The organism is Hyphomicrobium sp. ghe19, assembly GCF_902712875.1.
Classification (GTDB): Bacteria; Pseudomonadota; Alphaproteobacteria; order Rhizobiales; family Hyphomicrobiaceae; genus Hyphomicrobium_B.
The window spans coordinates 3,546,669-3,560,775 of sequence record NZ_LR743509.1; the positions used below are offsets into that span (position 1 = coordinate 3,546,669).

Sequence of the window (14,107 nt, forward strand, 5' to 3'; positions counted from 1 at the left end):
AGTCGCGCGCGGCTATTGCATATGGTCATGCATCATTTTGGAATCGTCCATCTTCATCTCGCCCATCCCGGCATCAGAGCTGTCCATAGCACCGATATCCTCGACCTTGTAATCGATGTCGACGCTGCCAGCCTTTTCGAAGGTCAAAGACCCTTTGATATTGGGTCCTTTGGCAATCGGATTTTTCAAGCCCATCAACATCAGGTGGTACGATCCCGGGTTGAACTTCACCGTGGCGCCTGGTCGGATTTCGATACCATCCTTGAGTTGACGCATCGTCATCTTATCGCCGTCCATTTTCATCTCGTGAATCTCAACGTGGTCTGCGCCCTCGAAAGCGCCTCCGGTCAGCCTGTCGGTTTCCTTGCCATTGTTGGTGATGGTGAGATAACCGGCGCCGACGGTCGCGCCCTCGGGCGTTGCTCGTGTCCATGGATGGAGGACAAGCAAACCGCTCTTCTCGAACTGGTGAGCAGCGACGAACCCCGTCGCTGCGATGAGCGTGGTAAATGCCAAGAGCAGCTGTTTCATTCTTTCCTCCAAAATTTAAACTTATCAGTGATGCATTGCCGAGTGATCTAATAGCGCTGGCGGCATCGTCCCCAATGCCGCGACAATGGATAAAATGATCAACCCGAACGCCGTTTCGATGAGCGCGTTGCGGCGCATGGCCTGAATCGTTTGCGGCTCGTTGAGGCCAGGCATAAGACCGAAGCGGTTGATAGCGGCTACGATCACCATCGAAAGAAAGATCGCGATCTTGATCAAGAGCAGCCTTCCATATTCCGTAGTTGTGAGAAGTTCGACGCTTCCGACGAGGTTCCAGGTATTGACGACCCCCGTCGCCGCGATGGTCACAACTGCGGCAACTCCGAGATTGGAAAATCGACGAGTTATTTCTCGAATGCTATCGATTGATTGTGGTACGCCATCTTTGGGCGGCGCTCGAAGGCAAAGCGCGAATGGCAGCAGACCGCCAACCCACACGCCGATCGCGATGAGATGCAGGACGTCAGAGGCAAGGTGCAGCCGTCCCTTCGTCCCAGGTGCGCTTCCGGCATGACCCGCGAATGCCAAGCCGCCGATGAAAAAGATTGACAGCAAATTCCGCACTATCAGCGCTGCGGTACTCTCGGCTTTCCAAAGAAGCGTCACAGCCGCAAGCAATACGCCAGCCGCAAATCGAAAAATCCATACCCGGCCGAATTGGGTATTTGTTAACACCGTCCCCGCCGTGCCGTCGGCGATCGCCGTCGTCCAAGGAGCGTCAGCAATTGCGCTGGTGACGGCGATGAACCACGCCGCTCCCGAAGCCAACGCGACCGCCATGCTGGCCCAGAATAGCGAGCTAAACTGTCGTAAAGGGAATTGCCGTTCTAACCCTCGAAGAACGAGGGAAACAAAAAAGACAACGCCCACGGCTTGGGCGGTTGCCGCGAAATGCAGCACGCGCCAAAAGATGAGCGTTGCGTCCACCTGAGCCTCAGATCATTTTCCGACGTGGAAAGAAAAGCTGCCTTGGGTTTTGTGCGTATCGACTGACAATGCGTGCCAATTCACGGTGTAGGAGCCTGCTCCAAGACTTTTGACTCCGACATGAATAGTTGATCCCGATGCGCTGCTGCCGGTGTCTACACGGGCTCCCGAGGCTGCATGCACCGTTGCTCCGCTGAACTTCGGCTCAAGTGCCTCGGTAAAATGGAGATCGACTTGACTCGGAGAGGAACTGACCGTGCTACCCACTGCAGGGCTCGCACTATCAAGCCGTGCGTGAGCTTCCGCTCCTGAGGCAAAGATCGCGACCGACAAAGTAAGCGCGGCGAGGACGGCGTGATTGGAGATTTTCATCGGTGACTCCTCATTGGTTCGAGTCAGCAAAGAGCGGCTGCCCGTAGGTCTTCGGAAAAATATCATCGAGATAGAAGTGGATCTGGCCTATTCCGCCGGCGCCATCTCCGCTTGCACGATTGACCGGAATGATTGCTTCGCCGCTGATCTGAAACTTGTCACCCACGTAAATGATCCCAGGATTTAACGTTCCCGTCGTCCGTTCGCCTTCCGCGAAACGGCCGGTTTCCGTTGACAAGTTCCACTCCACAAGGGGGATCAGACGGTTGATGAAATCCGGCAAGCCTGCGTCTTCAACGGCCGATTTCAGATAGGGCATGCTGTATTGAAGCGACCCGCCCCATACGATGGAGCGTGCGTTGAACGTTGTCTCGCCGTCTTCGATCGTCGTTGATTCAGTCGGAATTGCGTAGCCGACTTGACCGGTGATTGCGAGCGGCTTCAGGTACTTCAACTCGTCAGGAAGAAATCCGAAACCTTTGCCGACAAAGAGGGTTGGAGCGAAAGTTGTAAAGCGTTCGGCGCCGATTGCGCTGCTGCCGGTGCCTCCCCAATCAACGTCGACAGCCGCCGACATGACGAACTCATCGGTAGGATCGGTCACAAATTGAAATTTGAAGCTCGTTTCAAGATTGTCGAATCCGCTAGCCGTGAGTCCGCCGCGCTCTTTGAGATGAATCCATGTGTCGCCCACGGAGATGCCGAAGTTTTCGGTTATTCTTTTGGAGATTTCAGCCGAGATATCGACTTCGCGTGCGGACGGATCATCTCCATTGCGGAACGCGGCGACCGTCGGAAGAGAAAGCTCGTCGGCGACACAAGGGTCATCTACGTTCAGGGTAGCCGGAAAAAACCGGTTGCCGACGAAGCAGTGCGCGGACGCGTGAGATATCGGAATGAAAGCGGTAACGGCCACGAATGCGACCGTCCGCACATGTGTGCAAGACATGGACCACTCTCCTGTTCAAACGACTGATCTAAAGCGCAGGCTACAATCAGACGAAGCGAGGGGGGCCTCGGTTGAAGATTTGCTCCGGACGATGATCGGCCACGAGTTCGGCACACGTGCTGCCGATTTGAATGTGGCCAAGTGCGACCGGCGCTACGTGCAGCGATGGCTCGCTTGCCATACCGATGTCGAGGCTGGCTAAGCCGGAGCAGATTGGGCAGCTTTTCTGGGATTCCGGTTTCTCTCCCGGCGTGCCCACGTCTGCGAAGTATTTGAGACTGCCTTTATGGCAGATGACGATGTCTCCGCCGCTCTGTTCAAGCTGTGTCACGGCGACAGATGTAATGTGGACAGTCAAAACCCAGGCATTGAGAATCGCGCCCAGAACCGCAAGGGCGCTTACAAGCTGCCTAAACCGACGGGCCCTGGCTATCTTCATGGCTGCCACTAGCAGCACTTCCGGGAGGGCGGAGCAATACCCCGGAGGATACAGGGTCGCAAAATTCGGAGAATAGGCAGTAGGCGTCAACAACGTAGGCGCCCGCAAGGCCAATCGATCAGACTGCTTTCTTGGGTTTTCGGGGCCAAAATTCAACGGCGAATAGGGCCGCCACCGCCACTAGGCTAATGGCGTAAACAAGTAGAACGAAGGGATTGAACACGACCCCGGCCCACTCAGGCATGATGATTTCGGCGGTGTTGAACGGTTCCACGCTGTGAATGCAGATTTCGAGCGCGGATTGAGCACGAAGCATGTCCGTATCAATTCGCATTGCCAATTCGCGAGCGGCCGCCGGATTATCGGATTTGCGCTGCAGCCGATCGAGTAGGGCTTTGGTCGCCGCGAGATACGCATGTGAGCAATCGTTGAAGGGGTTGTTTTCGTTCGTGAGACTTCCGGGCACTAATCCCCATAGGCAATAGGTGAACTGCAGGTTGACGAAATTCTGCAATGTTCGAGTCTCGAGATCTGGACTGATCTGCCGGCTGCCTAATTGGAGGATCGCACTCCGGTACTCCGCCATCACTCGCAACTGCCCATGCGTCAGATTGGGAATTGAAAGGCCCGAGTTGTTTTGGTTTTTCCGCTGATGATGGGCGTCCGCCGGTGCACTCAAGGCGAGCAAGCACGCGCAAAACGCCATAGCGATCCACAACAACGATGTGAGTCGCGTTGCCGCAATTTGTTCTTTCAATCGGTACAAGGGGGCTCCCCGCTCACACATTGACCGTAGCGTCTGCCGACGTCAGTTATTCCTAAATGTACACCCCCACAACTCGCTTGCGTTTTCAACGCAGCGATTCCCTGTAGAGCTTAAGTCGCGATAGGATTCGTGCGTGGCCGACAAGAATTTCCCCTTCGGCCACGCTTCGACCGTGTTTTAAAACGTAACGGTCACGCCCGCGTTGAACGAACGTCCCTGGCCGGGAACAGGCGATATCAGTCCATCTGCTCCGGCAGCCGCATAGTCTGCCCAGTCGACACCGCCGAGCGGCGGGTAATAGAGCTTGTCGAATAGGTTCGTGATGCCGAAGTCAAAGCGCACGTTCTGCAATTGATAGCTGGATCGCAAATCGACAAGTGCATAGCCGGGCGTGGTCGGTTCATGGCGCAATTCGTTGACGTCGTCCTTGGTACTAACCATTGTCAGCTGCACGGCATTCGACCAGTTGCCAAGCCGGTGATTGAGCGTCAGCTGCGCGTTGAGCGGCATCATGTGATACAGTGTGTCACCCGTATCCAGGTTCTCACCGTTGACATAGCCGATAATGCCGGAGATGCCGAACTGGCCGTAGACTGGGCTTTCCCAGAGGTTGAGACTTCCCGAAACGTTGACGCCGTAAAGCTGCGCGGCATGATTGGCAAACTGAAGGGTGACGAACTCGGATGACGACATGTCCATCGCGTCCATCCCGCCCATGTCCATGCCGGACTGCGATTCCAGGAAGTTCGCATCGATGTAGTCCCGCACGTAGGTGTAATACGGCGTGACCTTGATCTCCCACGTACGGCGGGCACTATCATGCCAGCCAGCCGTAAAGCTCACTGTATTTCCAATCTCTGGTTTGAGATCGAGATTGCCGACGTAGCCGTTGGCATCGCCATACCAGCCGATCATATCTGCGGCCATGGCTCCCGTGCTCCAGGCATACCGTTCGTAGAGGTTTGGCGAGCGGGTTTTTCGCGCGTAGCCGATTTCGTATGTCTCGTTGGCCGATGGCTCATAGCGGGTGAGCGCCGTAACATCGAAGTTGGCGTCGGTGCGCGCATGGTTCCGCGCGTTGAATGCCGCCGCGTCATCCGCATACATCGAGCTGTATCCGGTAACGTCGCCGGTATTCATCCAGACCATGTCGTTGCGAACGCCAATAAGCGTGCTCCAGGCGCGGTCCCAACGATGTTCCCACTCTGCAAAGGTTCCGAGGCGCTGGCGGGTGCCGTGATTGATGTCGACGAACGTGTCGGGCCCCATCATTGGATCCATTCCTGCGACCGGCGGCCACCAGTCATTCAGCGTTTGGCGATGGAACTCGTTGCCGATGCGCAGGACGTCCACAGTAGTCATTGGTATTTCGGCTTTCACCGAATAACCGGCGTCCGTTCCGTCGACGCTCATCGGCATTGCGCCGGACTTATCCGCGAGCATATCCATCCGATGCTTCGTCTGATGATAGTAGGCGCGAAAGTCGAGCGTGCCCCAATCGAAGTGCGTGAGATAGCGCGCATTAAAAAGCCACGCGTCATTGTCGACCATATCCATGCGCTGATTGACGAACCCCTGGTAGGGAACCGAGGCATAGACGCCTTGGAACGTGAAGAGGTCGGCACCGTTCTTAATTCCCACCGACAAGGCATGATTATAGGCCTGATAGAGCGTCGACCGGACGATGGGGCCGTCGTCCCCTCGCGCATAATCGTCGGCCTTCGCCCACGCGCCTGTATAACCAAGACTGATATTCTGTGTTGCGGCTTCGGCATGCGCTGACGTCGCGATGCCGTCGCCGTTGCTGCGGTAGAAGGCAGAAATACTGCCTGATGTTCGAACGCCTTCACCGAGATCTGCAAACTCCGGAGGGCGGGATTCGACGTTGATCGTCCCGGCAAGGCTGTCGCCGCCTTTGCTTACAGGTGTCACGCCCGCAATTACGTCAGCGCGGGCGACCTGAGACGGATCGATATATGACAGCGGCGGATTCATTTGATTGGTGCAGGCCGGCGAGATGACCATACCGTTGACCAACACCTTGACCCTGTCGCCGTTGAGGCCGTTGATCGCCGGAAGGCTCGAAATCCCGCCCGAGGAGTAGACGCTGACGCCCGGCACTTGGGTCAGAAGTTGGGCCGTGTCGCTGGTATTCGGCCGCTGCGACTGGATTGCCTGTCCGGAAAGACGGGTGGTCGTGAGAGGCACAGCGAGCCCCTTCGCTCCAACGCCAGCGGTCTCGGATGCCGGTTGTCCATCGGGCGGTGAGGATTGCGGAGGCGCCTGCTCGGCATTTTCGAAATCCGCGTTTGAAGGTGCGAAAGACTGGATCTTTTTCTTATCTGCCTTTTTGGGTGCTTGGCTTTTACGGTCCTGCTGAACGACGACCGGTGGCATCGTGGCCGTCTTTGGAACCTCCTGCGCAGCAGTTATTTTTCCGTGACTGCTCAAGACAACAACTGTCGTCGCAGCTGCGCCGAGCAGCTGAGTTCGCCGAGTGCGATACATAATGCATTTCCCCACATGACCGCGATCGGCGCGCGCGAATGGGACGCCGTCTGATCAGCTCTTGGATGATTTGATTGAGATATGGCGGATCACCCGCAAAAGCGGACAATCAAAATCGTCATCAAGCGTAGGCGGGCGGACCGCGACTGCGCGCTTTTACGAAAAAGACGAGCGCAAGAATTGCCGCTTCGCTCGCTTCGACTTTCTGCCCAAGCGAGGATACCGGATTGACCGTCGGCGAGCCTGCGGTGATCGCAAGCTGAAACGCGGCGAGGCCTTTGCAGAAAGGACAATTCGATGTTTTGCCACCCGGCTGCTCTGACCGGGATTTGCCGCTCTCGCAAATGACATCGGCGAAGCTGCCGAAGTCTGCGACAAATAGGAAATGCCTGAGTTCGGAAATAAGATGGTTCGGAAGAAGCGCAGCAAAGTTCACGACGCCCAGCAGCGCCAAAGCCGCCCAGGCGACACGAATTTCGCTCATTCTCCAGATCCCCACCATAAGAAAACGGTAAGGCTGGAGATGAAGGGCGTCAACCGGTTAGTTTCAAACTTGCCTTGCCGGCGCGGCCCCGCGAATGAAGCCGATGTCCGCTATTGCCGGGAAGCTGGCAGGGCCGATTGCGAGTTCCAAAATTTAAAGCGCCCGCTTAGGTCAATTGCCATCGCCGAGTGTCGAGCAGGTTGAAGCGAGCATCGAGCGTTACCTCGCTTCGTTGGAGGCCGCCGACCTTCAGGAGGGCGAGAACGCGGAGGCGAAAGCCACGCGATTGAGAGACAAGATCACAGCGATGAAGGCGAAGCTTGCTGAGCTCAAGCGGCTGGAGACGGCCATTCTAGATGTACCCGATCAGCAGATCTCTTTGACGGATCCCGACGCGCGAGCAATGGCGACGAGCATGCGCGGCGCGGGCGTTGTTGGCTATAACGTTCAGACGGCTGTCGACACTGAGAATCATCTGATCGTCGCCCATGACGTCACTAACATTCTCGTGGACCGCACGTTACTGTCTTCCATGGCGCGTCTGGCAAAAGAGGCGATGTCTGTCGAGAAGATCGATATTCTGGCCGATCGCGGCTACTTCAGCGGTGTGGAGGTTCTCGCCTGCGAGGCCATCGGTGCAACTCCGCACGTGCCCAAGCCACTTATGTCGAATGCGAAAGCGGCGGGTCGGTTCGGCAAGGATGACTTCGTCTATCTTGCCGACCAGAACGCCTATCGCTGCCCGGCAGGAGAGGCCCTCTCATATCTATACACGCGCGTCGAGGAAGGCCGAACGCTGCACAGCTATTGGACGAACAAGTGTGGTAACTGTCCCTTGCAGGCGAAGTGTACGACCAGCAAAGAGCGCCGCGTGAATCGCTGGGAGCATGAGGGCGTCATCGAGGAGATGCAGAGGCGGCTCGATGCGGGCAACGCTATGACGGTTCGCCGGAGAACAGTCGAGCACACGTTCGGCACGATCAAAGCGTGGATGGGTTACACGCACTTCCCTGACGAGAGGACTTGAGCGCGTGAAAGCCGTCACGATCACGGTACAACTTGCGTGACCGCAGAGATGCGGCGCAGCGGGCGGACGACGTTTGCAGTCCGCTGCGCCGCCGTGATCAGTTTTTACGTGCCAGTTTGTACTCGCTGTACAGCTTTGAAGACTCGCCTATCCTGATATCTTTTTCTTCTCACGCTTGCTGTTTTTGCGACCTTCATAGGCATAATTGCGGGCGGGAACAGGCAGATTGCGGCCTTTACTTTTGCGCTTGGCCATCTCGGTTTCCTTTAGCTTTCTGATCTTGTCGCCTCTTCAGGCTTCGCTCGAGCTGCGGCTTGGCAAGCATCGATGAAGAAGGCGAACGTCTGCTGTTGATGTTTCATGGAAGGAGCTGGCAGGTATCGCACTGAAACCCACAAGCATAGCTCCGCTGTGCGTTCGCTTTATGCGGCCACACAGTCCACTCGTCGATGTATGTGAGGACGTCCCGGGTCTGGTCGCTTACTGCTTGGTCAAGGCGGCAGTAACAACGGCCCGGGCCAAGACATGTTTGATGAAGCGCCGAGCGATAGAGAGGGTGGGAAGCTGTAACATGCTGCTCAAGATAGGCAGAGTTTGGAGGAAGTCAACGTTAAGCCGGCGTTGCCGAACAGCGCAGCAAGCAGCCCACAACGCGCCGCCAATTCTGGCAATTCACGGGCGCACGCGTCATGAATTCGCTGACTGAATTACTATGCCTCGCCGAGCGCCAGCCAGCTGCGCGACTTCACAGGTCTGTCGCTTGCTGGCCCCAAGCCCGGCCGGCTAATTCCTAAGCTCGTAACGCTAGCTCCCGCTTTGCCCTCGGCCAATGTCTACGCCCTTATCCTGAGCGTGGGATCGGCAACGATCATTTTTTGTGTTGAAGCGCTGGCGTCCGATATGGCCCGGCAAGCTGGCCGTGAAGAGACGGTGCGCGTATTCCCACTCTCGAATTGGACGGAACGCGACGTGTGGTTCTACATCGGACGCGAACAACTCGATGTCGTCCCGCTCTACTTCGCATCGGTGCGTCCGACTCTTATTCGAGACGGTCAAATCCTCGCAATTGATGGGCCAGGCATGGTGCTTCGGCCCGAAGAGGAAATCCAACACCGCAAAGTTCGATTCCGCACTCTTGGATGCTGGCCCAATACCGCAGCTGAGATCTCAGACGCGAGCAACGTGGAAGAACTGTTGGGCGAACTCATACAGTCAAGGTCGTCCGAGAGACGAGGCCGCCTTTATCGATCATGATGAGATCGGCGCCATGGAAGCAAAAAAGCGCGCGGGCTACTTCTGATGTTCAAAAGCGTCATCGCAGCAGTTTCTGCCGGTGAACCAAGATGCTCGACGCCGCGTATCTTCTTAGCCGTCCGATGTGGGGATATTCTTCCCTTCCCCCGCGGGCGGTGGTTTGCGGTGCCTCTCACCGCAAACCAATTTTTGTAACTATAAAGGAGTGCGCACAGAGCACCTCTGAGGATTGTCTCTTACTCTCTGGAATGTTCAACTGGTCAAAAAGCCGAAAGCTCAAACATGACCTCGTTTCTGCGGAGAAATGGCAACGTCCAGGGCGGATTGTAGAACGCCAAAACGGGGTCCCCGCGCAGATCGAGCTTGTGCTTTAAAGCGAACTCACGAAGCTCCGCGATTTTGGTCGAGATCAACGCGTCGGTCGCTCGCCCCGAGAAGCGGATAGCGAGCATACGCCTCTCCTGGACTGGAACGAGCCTAACGCGAGCATCCGAAGGCTCAGGCAACGTCTCTGTCGTCCATTCGGCCGGCATGATAAAGCGTACCGTCCAGTGGGCGCCATTCCCCAGCTGAAGGACGGGCGCCGTCATCGCGATCTTCGTGTGCGGCTTGTTGGCGCCGAATATGTAGGCTGCGATGATACGAAACCCATTTCGAATAGCCGCAGAGCGTTCTCCCGTAACAGTTACCTCGGCGGCAACCTGGGGAGCATATTTGCGGATCTCGATTGGGCCTTCTGCGAGTAAAGTTGTGAATTTGGGTTGTTCTACGTCGCTCATGATAGGTCCTGCCGCGGCAACGGCCACGAAAACCAAACCAATAAACGCCAAAACCCACGAATACCGCTTCCGGCGTGACATCAACATCCTGGCCGAAGAAAAAGTGACATCTGAGCTCCGCATCAAGCATGATGCGATCACGTAATTCTAAGTGTACACTTTCATTGTACGGATCCTGAACGCGTTCGGATCGCCAATCCGTGCTCTCGATGACCCAACCAAAACGTTCGTAATTTTGCTAAGTGGTCCCGCAGGCGTCCGAGCGTGCCGACCACGATATGGGCGCCAAGGCAGAGTTGGCGGGCGTGACCGAAGAGGCAGGAAGGGCGGCCGCTTCGACCCGAGCATCACTTAAGGCTACACAAATCTCGGCGTCTCAGGCATTCAGCGCGCTCCACGCCAGGAAGTTACACGCAGAGCAGATATCATAAAAAACATTGATGCTACTGCGACCGCTGTTGTGAGGAGACTGATGATCCGCGTCGCGCCAGGCAGAGTTGGTGAAGATACGGTTGCACACGCTGCATCGAGGGATGGCATCGACGAGATCTAAAGTAGCGGTGCGGAACACGACGGGGGAAAGAAATGGCGCGTCCTCCACAAGACGATGGACAATGCTGAGGCGGCCCTGTTCCTCCAGTTTAAGCTCCATCGTCCATGATCTCTTTCGATCCGGCGTATCGCAACGATACGGAACCTTGACTAAGTTGCCCCGGCGCGCGGCATCCAGTATTCCGCGAAGGAAGGCGGCGGCGGATACGCCGCTCACATAAGACAGCAACGGCGTGCCGATGATTGTTTCGACGAGAACTGACGTGAGCCACTCGGAGGATCGTGGCTGGATGTCAACGATCACATCATTCGCATCCAGGGTGTACGTAATTTCGCCTGTGGCCTCCGCTGGGAGTTCCAGGGGGAGCATTTGACGGAGCTTCGAGACGATCAGCGGGATGTCGTATGGTTTCGCGAAAACAGCATCGTATTCTAGATCCACGATCTCGATGTGACCTGAAGCAATCGCCACCTTAATGCTCGGCACATGGCCGCGAATCCGGTTCGCGAGCGTGAGCCCCTCTGTTTTGCCCTCCATCCGGATGTTAGTGATCACGACATCGAAATCCGGGTCTGCGGCTAACACCGACAGCGCCTCTTCCGCGCTCATCGCCTCGACGACGGTGAACCCCGCGGCGCGCAGTTCCTCGCCCATATGGATCCGGATAAGAACTTCGTCTTCGACAATGAGAATGCGGGGCCTCTCATCCCCGACAGCCCCATTCTCAGGCATCGCCTCCATAATCCGCCCCTCATGGTTCGGCCACCGCCGCCCTAACCCCAAACACTGTTCGTGCCAGGGAGTTCCCGAGTTGCGGGCGGGATTTCTCGACATTTCGTTCGTTGCGCAAATCCTTTCATGCCGGGTGCAGGAACCGCTGCTGCGTCCGCGCGTTCCTGGCCGGCCGCGCTCTGTCCAAAAAGCCGGTCTCACTGGCGGCATTGGTCTCACCACGGTCGGCGCCCCTTCGGAGAACACAAACCGAGTCCGCTAGCGAAGGTTATGGGGTCATCAGGCGTAGGTAGATTTCTCTGCGATCTCGAGCGCATCAGCTATCCGTCTAGATGCTTGCGGCGGCTTTGGCTGCCATGTGATCAGCGGTGAACGATGCAGCCATGTGTCGTCACGCACTTGATCCAACACGAAGCGCGCCACGTCTGCGCGCGATATGGTCCCGCCCTGGATACGCCTGGCCTCCCTATCGAACGGCGCTAGGACTGCTCACATTTGCCTTCGCGTTCGTGCCCCTGCTTAGCTCGACCGTTCACGGGAGAGTGCTTCACGCGCACCGTCCAGTTCCTTCTTCTTGGCAGCGTCGATCTTGGGGTAGGCGAGGTCTAAGTTCTCCAGTGCCTCCACGACAGCTGCGGCGACGACGAGGCGAGTGAACCACTTGTTGTCGGCAGGCACAACGAACCACGGCGCGTGCTTCGACGCGGTCGCCTGGATCGCCTCTTCGAACGCTCGCATGTAATCGCTCCAGAACTCCCGCTCCCGCACATCGGACGCTGAGAACTTCCAATGCTTCTCCGGTTCATCAAGACGCTCCATGAAGCGCTTCTTCTGTTCTTTGTGCGATACGTTGAGGAAGAACTTGAGAATCTTGGTTCCCTGTCGCGTGAGATAGTCCTCAAATTGCGCGATGTCGGCGAGCCGCTCGTCCCAGATGGCGTCGCTCACTAAGCGGGAGGGTAATTTTTGCTGATTCAGAATCTCGCGGTGCACGCGCACCACGAGCACTTCCTCGTAGTACGAGCGGTTGAAAATACCTATGCGTCCACGCTCGGGTAGCCACCTTGCATACCGCCACATGAAGTCGTGGTCGAGTTCCTCTGACGATGGCTGCTTGAATGAGACCACCTGGCATCCTTGAGGATTGACCCCCGACATGACGTGCTTAATCGTACTGTCTTTTCCCGCCGCATCCATAGCTTGAAAGATTAGAAGGACAGACCAGCGGTCCTGGGCGAAGAGTTTGTCCTGCTGCTCTGCCAGCCGTTCCGTGCCGCGTTGAAGGAGTTCGCGCGCCTGACCTTTTTCGAGCTCGAGGCCGCACGTATCACTGGGATCAAATTTCTTCAGCTTGAAGCCCTTGCCTTTTGCTATGCGAAAGGGGGCGAGATACCTGCCTGTAAGCTCGTCAATTTCTTTCCGGGGCATGCCGCCTCCGTTTTCGAAGTTCGATCTAACTTCCCGCGATCGTGATTTCTATGTCTCAGCTAAAACATGTCGCCATTTCCCGCGTCGCTGAGATCGCGGTCCTTCTTTCGCCGCACACTCAGCCGCTGAAGATAACCCGGCGGAACCGATAGAGCGCGAAGCCGAAATAAACACTCCCGATGGCGGCTGTGGCCAGGATCTCCGGCCAGACGATGGCAAAATCTGCCCCACGAAAAAGTATATCCTGGGCGAAAATGACGAAATGCGGCGTCGGGCTGATCACCATCATAATGTCCTTCAACCACACCGGCATGCTTTCCAGCGGGGTCGTGCTGCCGGAAAGCAACATCATCACCAGCAACACCGGGATGCACAGCAGGCCGAACTGCGCCATCGTGGAAGCGATGGTGCCGAGCGCAATGCCAAGGGCTGCGACCGCGAAAACATAAACGCATGCACCGGCCAGGAAAAGCAGGCGCGATCCGGCAACCGGCACCTGCAGCCACCACTCGACCACAAGCCACAGGGACAATGCGGTTGCGAGCACGATGACGAGGCCATTGGCCAAGATCTTCGACAGCATGATCTCGGAGGGCACTACAGGCATTACCAGAAGATGCTCGACCGTACCCTGCTCGCGCTCGCGAATGAGCGCAGCGCCGGTGAGGATCACGGTGATCATGGTGAGATTGCTGATAATCTGCATCACCGATGTGAACCAGCTCGATTTCAAGTTCGGATTGAACTTGACCCGCGTGACCATCTTGAGCGGTGGACCGGGCAATCCTTCGCGTTTCGTCATGAATTCGGTTACATATTTGAGGATAACGGTTTGGACCTCCGTCATGCCATTGAAGGCGTGGGCGACCGCGGTGGCATCGATATCGATTTGAATCGAAGGCTGCCGCCCGGCGAGAGTATCCGACTGGAACTTGGGCGGAATCTCGATGACGAAAAGGAACCGTTGCGCATTCATCGCCGGGTCGATTTCCGTCGATGCAATCTGCACTGCCGGTTTGAAAGTGGGTGGGGTGAGGCCATCCGCAATGCGGCGTGAAAGATCCGAATGATCCTCATCGACGATGGCAATAGCCAGATTGGTCGCTTCGGTCGAGGCGCCGGTAGCTGAGGCGTAGATCGCAACGGTGAAGGCATAGCCGACAAGCAGCAGCATGATCGGGTCGGAGCGGATGCTGCGCAGCTCCTTTATTAACAGCCTGTAGATGTTGGTCAGGTGCAGCCGCAGCCTGCCCCATCGATTGCCGGGCCGCTTCGCCTCCGCTACGGCATGCGGCGCCCCCTGTTCGCGTGCATCTGCCGTCTTGCTCGCCAGCGACATC

14 protein-coding genes and 1 pseudogene are annotated in these 14,107 nt (G+C 56.8%); 2 read left to right on the forward strand and 13 right to left on the reverse strand.

Features of this window, described 5'->3' with window-relative positions; all coding sequences use genetic code 11:
- Positions 1 to 12: 12 nt before the first annotated feature.
- The 8 genes from AACL53_RS16805 to AACL53_RS16840 form a co-directional block, all read right to left on the reverse strand.
- Positions 13 to 531, reverse strand: coding sequence for a copper chaperone PCu(A)C (locus tag AACL53_RS16805; RefSeq protein WP_339085698.1), 519 nt, complete (start codon positions 529 to 531; stop codon positions 13 to 15).
- Positions 532 to 555: 24 nt separating this feature from the next.
- Entirely contained in the window at positions 556 to 1,476 is a 921-nt protein-coding gene (gene copD / locus AACL53_RS16810) for a copper homeostasis membrane protein CopD (protein WP_339085700.1), read from the reverse strand.
- Positions 1,477 to 1,488: 12 nt separating this feature from the next.
- Complete coding sequence (locus AACL53_RS16815) at positions 1,489 to 1,848, reverse strand: copper resistance protein CopC (protein WP_339085701.1); 360 nt, start codon at positions 1,846 to 1,848, stop codon at positions 1,489 to 1,491.
- Positions 1,849 to 1,858: 10 nt separating this feature from the next.
- Entirely contained in the window at positions 1,859 to 2,797 is a 939-nt protein-coding gene (locus tag AACL53_RS16820) for a hypothetical protein (protein WP_339085702.1), read from the reverse strand.
- A gap of 46 nt (positions 2,798 to 2,843) precedes the next feature.
- Entirely contained in the window at positions 2,844 to 3,245 is a 402-nt protein-coding gene (locus tag AACL53_RS16825; RefSeq protein WP_339085703.1) for a hypothetical protein, read from the reverse strand.
- A gap of 109 nt (positions 3,246 to 3,354) precedes the next feature.
- Positions 3,355 to 3,750, reverse strand: coding sequence for a hypothetical protein (locus tag AACL53_RS16830; protein ID WP_339085704.1), 396 nt, complete (start codon positions 3,748 to 3,750; stop codon positions 3,355 to 3,357).
- Positions 3,751 to 4,179: 429 nt separating this feature from the next.
- Positions 4,180 to 6,510, reverse strand: coding sequence for a TonB-dependent receptor (locus AACL53_RS16835; RefSeq protein ID WP_339085705.1), 2,331 nt, complete (start codon positions 6,508 to 6,510; stop codon positions 4,180 to 4,182).
- A gap of 121 nt (positions 6,511 to 6,631) precedes the next feature.
- Positions 6,632 to 6,994: a DUF2946 domain-containing protein gene (locus AACL53_RS16840; protein ID WP_339085706.1), complete on the reverse strand. Its 363-nt coding sequence runs from the start codon at positions 6,992 to 6,994 to the stop codon at positions 6,632 to 6,634.
- A 175-nt stretch (positions 6,995 to 7,169) separates the two neighbouring features.
- On the opposite strand from AACL53_RS16840, the gene AACL53_RS16845 reads away from it, so the two are divergent.
- Positions 7,170 to 8,021 carry a transposase gene (locus tag AACL53_RS16845; protein WP_339085707.1) on the forward strand — a complete coding sequence of 284 codons (852 nt, stop codon included), beginning with the start codon at positions 7,170 to 7,172 and terminating at the stop codon, positions 8,019 to 8,021.
- Positions 8,022 to 8,921: 900 nt separating this feature from the next.
- Positions 8,922 to 9,275 (forward strand): phosphoadenosine phosphosulfate reductase family protein, encoded by a 354-nt coding sequence (locus AACL53_RS16850; protein ID WP_339085708.1) that lies wholly within the window; start codon positions 8,922 to 8,924, stop codon positions 9,273 to 9,275.
- 260 nt (positions 9,276 to 9,535) lie between these two features.
- Here AACL53_RS16850 and AACL53_RS16855 read toward each other — a convergent pair whose 3' ends face one another.
- The 5 genes and pseudogenes from AACL53_RS16855 to AACL53_RS16875 all read right to left on the reverse strand — a co-directional run bounded on the left by AACL53_RS16855 (position 9,536) and on the right by AACL53_RS16875 (position 14,106).
- The gene (locus AACL53_RS16855) at positions 9,536 to 10,054 is read right to left on the reverse strand and encodes a heme-binding protein (RefSeq protein ID WP_339085709.1); all 519 of its coding nucleotides are present in this window, start codon (positions 10,052 to 10,054) and stop codon (positions 9,536 to 9,538) included.
- Positions 10,055 to 10,430: 376 nt separating this feature from the next.
- A complete protein-coding gene (locus AACL53_RS16860; protein ID WP_339085710.1) occupies positions 10,431 to 11,348 on the reverse strand; it encodes a response regulator in 918 nt (305 codons plus the stop codon).
- A 345-nt stretch (positions 11,349 to 11,693) separates the two neighbouring features.
- Positions 11,694 to 11,786, reverse strand: a pseudogene (locus AACL53_RS16865) (flavin reductase); the annotation flags it as partial.
- 72 nt (positions 11,787 to 11,858) lie between these two features.
- Entirely contained in the window at positions 11,859 to 12,767 is a 909-nt protein-coding gene (locus AACL53_RS16870; protein ID WP_339085711.1) for a PPK2 family polyphosphate kinase, read from the reverse strand.
- A 118-nt stretch (positions 12,768 to 12,885) separates the two neighbouring features.
- Positions 12,886 to 14,106, reverse strand: coding sequence for an ABC transporter permease (locus AACL53_RS16875; RefSeq protein ID WP_339085712.1), 1,221 nt, complete (start codon positions 14,104 to 14,106; stop codon positions 12,886 to 12,888).
- Position 14,107 lies beyond the last annotated feature (1 nt).

What these genes read in the sequence shown, in the direction of transcription:
- AACL53_RS16840 (WP_339085706.1), bottom strand. Translation starts at nt 6,994, where the DNA reads ATGAGCGAAATTCGTGTCGCCTGGGCGGCTTTGGCGCTGCTGGGCGTC.
- AACL53_RS16860 (WP_339085710.1), bottom strand. Translation starts at nt 11,348, where the DNA reads ATGGAGGCGATGCCTGAGAATGGGGCTGTCGGGGATGAGAGGCCCCGC.
- AACL53_RS16855 (WP_339085709.1), bottom strand. Translation starts at nt 10,054, where the DNA reads ATGAGCGACGTAGAACAACCCAAATTCACAACTTTACTCGCAGAAGGC.
- AACL53_RS16870 (WP_339085711.1), bottom strand. Translation starts at nt 12,767, where the DNA reads ATGCCCCGGAAAGAAATTGACGAGCTTACAGGCAGGTATCTCGCCCCC.
- AACL53_RS16805 (WP_339085698.1), bottom strand. Translation starts at nt 531, where the DNA reads ATGAAACAGCTGCTCTTGGCATTTACCACGCTCATCGCAGCGACGGGG.
- AACL53_RS16815 (WP_339085701.1), bottom strand. Translation starts at nt 1,848, where the DNA reads ATGAAAATCTCCAATCACGCCGTCCTCGCCGCGCTTACTTTGTCGGTC.
- AACL53_RS16835 (WP_339085705.1), bottom strand. Translation starts at nt 6,510, where the DNA reads ATGTATCGCACTCGGCGAACTCAGCTGCTCGGCGCAGCTGCGACGACA.
- AACL53_RS16850 (WP_339085708.1), top strand. Translation starts at nt 8,922, where the DNA reads ATGGCCCGGCAAGCTGGCCGTGAAGAGACGGTGCGCGTATTCCCACTC.
- AACL53_RS16875 (WP_339085712.1), bottom strand. Translation starts at nt 14,106, where the DNA reads ATGTCGCTGGCGAGCAAGACGGCAGATGCACGCGAACAGGGGGCGCCG.
- AACL53_RS16820 (WP_339085702.1), bottom strand. Translation starts at nt 2,797, where the DNA reads ATGTCTTGCACACATGTGCGGACGGTCGCATTCGTGGCCGTTACCGCT.